Annotated in this window: 8 protein-coding genes and 1 pseudogene; all 9 read right to left on the reverse strand. The window is 61.3% G+C overall.

Annotation, left to right across the window (positions count from 1 at the left end; genetic code table 11):
• The coding region (rpsC, locus tag LPZ50_RS22230; RefSeq protein ID WP_230665012.1) for a 30S ribosomal protein S3 at positions 1 to 662 on the reverse strand (662 nt) is incomplete at its 3' end.
• Between the two features lie 9 nt (positions 663 to 671).
• Positions 672 to 1,001, reverse strand: a complete 330-nt coding sequence (gene rplV / locus LPZ50_RS22235) for a 50S ribosomal protein L22 (protein WP_160351904.1) — start codon at positions 999 to 1,001, stop codon at positions 672 to 674.
• A gap of 4 nt (positions 1,002 to 1,005) precedes the next feature.
• Positions 1,006 to 1,281, reverse strand: coding sequence for a 30S ribosomal protein S19 (gene rpsS / locus LPZ50_RS22240; protein ID WP_230665013.1), 276 nt, complete (start codon positions 1,279 to 1,281; stop codon positions 1,006 to 1,008).
• A gap of 12 nt (positions 1,282 to 1,293) precedes the next feature.
• Positions 1,294 to 2,121, reverse strand: coding sequence for a 50S ribosomal protein L2 (rplB, locus tag LPZ50_RS22245; protein WP_230665014.1), 828 nt, complete (start codon positions 2,119 to 2,121; stop codon positions 1,294 to 1,296).
• Positions 2,122 to 2,418, reverse strand: coding sequence for a 50S ribosomal protein L23 (gene rplW / locus LPZ50_RS22250; RefSeq protein ID WP_012251767.1), 297 nt, complete (start codon positions 2,416 to 2,418; stop codon positions 2,122 to 2,124).
• On the reverse strand, positions 2,415 to 3,032 hold the full coding sequence (gene rplD, locus LPZ50_RS22255; protein WP_230665015.1) for a 50S ribosomal protein L4: 618 nt from the start codon (positions 3,030 to 3,032) through the stop codon (positions 2,415 to 2,417). The genes rplW and rplD overlap by 4 nt, the downstream gene beginning before the upstream one ends.
• A 4-nt stretch (positions 3,033 to 3,036) precedes the next feature.
• A complete protein-coding gene (gene rplC / locus LPZ50_RS22260; RefSeq protein WP_230665016.1) occupies positions 3,037 to 3,726 on the reverse strand; it encodes a 50S ribosomal protein L3 in 690 nt (229 codons plus the stop codon).
• Positions 3,727 to 3,982: 256 nt separating this feature from the next.
• Positions 3,983 to 4,294 carry a 30S ribosomal protein S10 gene (gene rpsJ, locus LPZ50_RS22265; RefSeq protein ID WP_012251770.1) on the reverse strand — a complete coding sequence of 104 codons (312 nt, stop codon included), beginning with the start codon at positions 4,292 to 4,294 and terminating at the stop codon, positions 3,983 to 3,985.
• Between the two features lie 71 nt (positions 4,295 to 4,365).
• Positions 4,366 to 4,497: pseudogene (locus LPZ50_RS22270) on the reverse strand (elongation factor Tu); the annotation flags it as partial.

Raw genomic sequence — 4,497 nt, forward strand, 5'->3', positions numbered from 1 at the left:
CGCGGGGCAGCGGTTTCCGGCGGCAATTCGCCGTTGGCCAGCATGTCGCCCTTGTAGACCCAGACCTTGATGCCGATGACACCGTAGGTGGTGTGGGCTTCCGAGGTGCCGTAGTCGATGTTGGCTTTCAGCGTGTGCAGCGGTACACGGCCTTCGCGATACCATTCGGTACGCGCGATTTCGATACCGTTCAAGCGGCCCGAGCTCATGATCTTGATGCCCTGGGCACCCAGGCGCATGGCGTTCTGCATGGCGCGCTTCATGGCGCGGCGGAACATGATGCGCTTTTCGAGCTGTTGCGAGATCGAATCGGCAATCAGTTGAGCGTCGGTTTCCGGCTTGCGGATTTCCTCGATGTTGACGTGCACGGGCACGCCCATCAGGCGCTGCAGGTCGGCCTTCAGGTTTTCGATGTCTTCGCCGCGCTTGCCGATCACCACGCCCGGACGAGCCGAGTAGACGGTGATACGGGCGTTCTTGGCGGGACGCTCGATGATGACGCGGCCAACAGAAGCGCTCTTGAGCTTCTTCTTCAGGTATTCGCGCACGCGGATGTCTTCGGCCAGCATGCTGCCGAAGGCTTTGTCATCGGCAAACCAGCGCGAGGACCAATTACGGGTGACCGCGAGACGGAACCCAGTGGGGTGAATTTTCTGACCCATCGTGACTCCTTAGGCTCCGACCTTGACCGTGATGTGGCAGGTCTGCTTCTCGATGCGGTTACCGCGGCCCTTTGCGCGAGCCGAGAAACGCTTCATCGATTGCGCCTTGTCGACGAAGATCGTGGTGACCTTCAGTTCGTCGATGTCGGCGCCATCATTGTGTTCGGCGTTGGCGATGGCGGACTCGACAGCCTTCTTCAGGATGCCGGCAGCCTTCTTGGGGGAAAAGGTGAGGATGTTCAGGGCCTGGGCGACCGACTTGCCGCGGATCAAGTCCGCAACCAGACGGGTTTTCTGGGCCGAGATGTGAACCCCACGGATAACGGCAGTAGTTTCCATCGTCTTACCTCTTCGCCTTCTTGTCCGCGGCGTGGCCCTTGAACGTACGGGTCAGCGCGAACTCGCCGAGCTTGTGACCGACCATGTTCTCGTTGATGTAAACGGGAACGTGCTGGCGGCCGTTGTGCACAGCGATCGTCAGGCCGATGAACTCGGGCAGGATCGTGGAACGGCGCGACCAGGTCTTGATCGGCTTCTTGTCTTTGCCCGCGACGGCCGTGTCCACCTTGTTGATAAGGTGGGCGTCGACAAACGGGCCTTTCTTGATCGAACGTGACATAGTGTTCGCCTCTTACTTGCGCTTGCGCCGTTGGACGATCATGTTGTTCGTCCGCTTGTTGCGACGGGTCTTGAAACCCTTCGAGGGCGTGCCCCACGGGCTGACCGGTTCACGTGCTTCGCCGGTGCGGCCTTCGCCGCCACCGTGCGGGTGATCCACCGGGTTCATGGCCACGCCACGAACCGTAGGACGCACACCGCGCCAACGCATTGCACCGGCCTTGCCGATCTGGCGCAGGCTGTGTTCTTCGTTACCGACTTCACCGATGGTGGCACGGCACTCGATATGCACGCGACGGACTTCGCCCGAACGCAGACGCACTTGAGCGTAGGTGCCTTCACGGGCCAGCAGCACCGCCGATGCGCCGGCCGAACGCGCCATTTGCGCGCCCTTGCCAGGGATCATTTCGATGCAGTGGATCGTGCTACCCACCGGGATGTTGCGGATGGGCAGCGCGTTGCCGGCGCGGATCGGGGCTTCGATGCCCGAGACCAGCGTGGCGCCCACTTCCAGGCCGCGCGGAGCGATGATGTAGCGACGCTCGCCGTCGGCGTAGCACAGCAGAGCGATGTGCGCCGTACGGTTGGGGTCGTACTCGAGGCGTTCCACTTTGGCCGGAATGCCGTCCTTGTTGCGACGGAAGTCGATGACGCGGTAGTGCTGCTTGTGACCGCCGCCACGGTGACGGATCGTGATGTGGCCGTTGTTGTTACGGCCCGAGCCACGGGTCTTCTTTTCGAGCAGGCCGGCGTAGGGTGCGCCTTTGTGCAGGTTCGGGCTTACCACCTTCACCATGCCGCGGCGGCCAGCCGAGGTCGGTTTTACTTTGACGAGGGCCATTTACTTCACCTCCGCAAAGTCGATTTCCTGGCCTTCCTTGAGCGCGACGTAGGCCTTGCGCTCGCTGCGGCGGCGACCCACGAAGCGGCCAAAGCGCTTGACTTTGCCCTTACGGTTGAGGACCTGCACGGACTCGACCTGCACTTTGAACAGCAGTTCGACGGCAGCCTTGATTTCCGGCTTGGTAGCATCAGCCACGACACGGAAAGCGATTTGCTGGTTCTTTTCGGCGACGAAGGTGGCCTTTTCGGTCACCACCGGAGCCAGAATAACTTGCATCAAGCGTTCGGCGTTCATCCCAGCATCTCCTCGAGTTGAGCGATGGCCGGCTTGGTGATCAGCACTTTCTTGTAGTGGATCAGCGACAACGGATCGGCATAACGGGGCTCTACCACGGCAACGTGCGGCAGGTTGCGGGTGGCGAGGTAAACATTCTCATCCACCGCGTCGGTGATGATCAGCACCGAATCCAGGCCCAGGGTCTTGAGCTTGGCCACGGCCAGCTTGGTCTTGGGCGATTCGAGGCCGAACGTGTCGACGACGGCGATGCGGTCTTCGCGGGCCAGCTGCGAGAGGATCGACCGGATACCGGCGCGATACATCTTTTTGTTGACCTTCTGGCTGAAGTTTTCTTCAGGCGAATTCGGGAAGGTGCGACCACCCCCACGCCACAGCGGCGACGAAGTCATACCGGCGCGAGCGCGGCCGGTACCCTTCTGGCGCCAGGGCTTCTTGGTGGTGTGCTTGACTTCGGCACGGTCTTTCTGGGCACGGTTACCGCTGCGCGCGTTGGCCTGGTAGGCCACCACGACCTGGTGAACCAGCGCTTCGTTGAAATCGCGACCGAAGATGGTGTCGGGCGCGCTGAACGTAGCGGCCTGACCTTCGTCGTTCAGGAGCTTGAGATCCATGTGCTTATGCTCCCTTCTTGGCCGGAGCCTTGATGGCCGGACGCACGACGATATCGCCGCCAGCGTGGCCGGGGACGGCGCCCTTGACCAGCAGCAGGCCGCGCTCGGCGTCAACACGCACGATGTCGAGGTTTTGAACGGTACGGGTAACGTCACCCAGGTGACCCGCCATGCGCTTGCCGGGGAAAATACGGCCCGGATCTTGCGCCTGGCCGATGGAGCCGGGAACGCGGTGCGAACGGGAGTTACCGTGCGAGGCACGCTGCGAACCGAAGTTGTGGCGCTTGATCGTACCGGCGAAACCCTTACCGATGGTGGTGCCCGTGACATCAACCTGTTGGCCGGCTTCGAACACCGATTCAACGGCGATGACGGCGCCCGGCGTGAACTCGGCCAGACGGGCCGGATCCAGACGGAATTCTTTCAGGATGCTGCCGGCTTCGGTGCCAGCTTTGGCGTAGTGGCCGGTTTGCGGCTGAGCCACACGCGAGGCACGACGAGTGCCATAAGCCACCTGGATCGCGGCATAGCCGTCGGCTTCCAGAGACTTGATCTGGGTCACGCGGTTGTTCGACACGTCCAGCACGGTTACCGGGATGGATTCACCTTCCTCGGTAAAAATGCGGGTCATGCCGACCTTGCGACCCACCAGACCCAGCCGATGCGCGGCGGGCGTGGACGTCGAATTCGACATTGTTTTCTCCATTCCCGACTACGATTGGTCGGGGCTAATCGGGCAAAAGGTAAAGGCTTTCACCCTACAGGGCCAAGTAACCAAAACCGCCACTCGAAAGAAACGGCCAGGGTTGCTGTTGCCACAAAATGGCAAGCTTGGCATATTAGCACGAATTTTCCTGACGACACAAGCAGTTAGCTTGTAACGCACCAGGAAAAATGGCCGCATCCCGAAGAATGCGGCCATTTCCTGAGCCCGCGAGGGCTCGGCAACCTTACTGCAGCGCGATTTCGACGTCGACGCCAGCCGGCAGATCCAGACGCATCAGGGCATCCACGGTCTTGTCGGTGGGATCCACGATGTCCATCAGGCGCTGATGGGTGCGGATTTCGAACTGGTCGCGCGACGACTTGTTCACGTGAGGCGAACGCAGCACGTCGTAGCGGCGGATACGCGTGGGCAGCGGCACGGGGCCACGCACTACAGCGCCGGTGCGCTTGGCGGTATCGACGATTTCGGCCGCGGACTGATCGATCAGCTTGTAGTCGAAGGCTTTCAAGCGGATGCGGATCTTCTGGTTTTTCATGGTGATTCCTAAAGAACGAAAAGCGAAGGCGGTTGAGAGGACACAGCCGCCTTCGCTGGTTGGTGGTCGCCTTAGGCGATGATCTTTGCGACGACGCCGGCGCCGACGGTACGACCGCCTTCACGAATGGCGAAGCGCAGACCTTCTTCCATGGCGATCGGAGCCAGCAGCTTGACCGTCATCGACACGTTGTCGCCCGGCAG

Source organism: Bordetella petrii, assembly GCF_020991325.1.
Taxonomy (GTDB): domain Bacteria; phylum Pseudomonadota; class Gammaproteobacteria; order Burkholderiales; family Burkholderiaceae_B; genus Bordetella_A; species Bordetella_A petrii_E.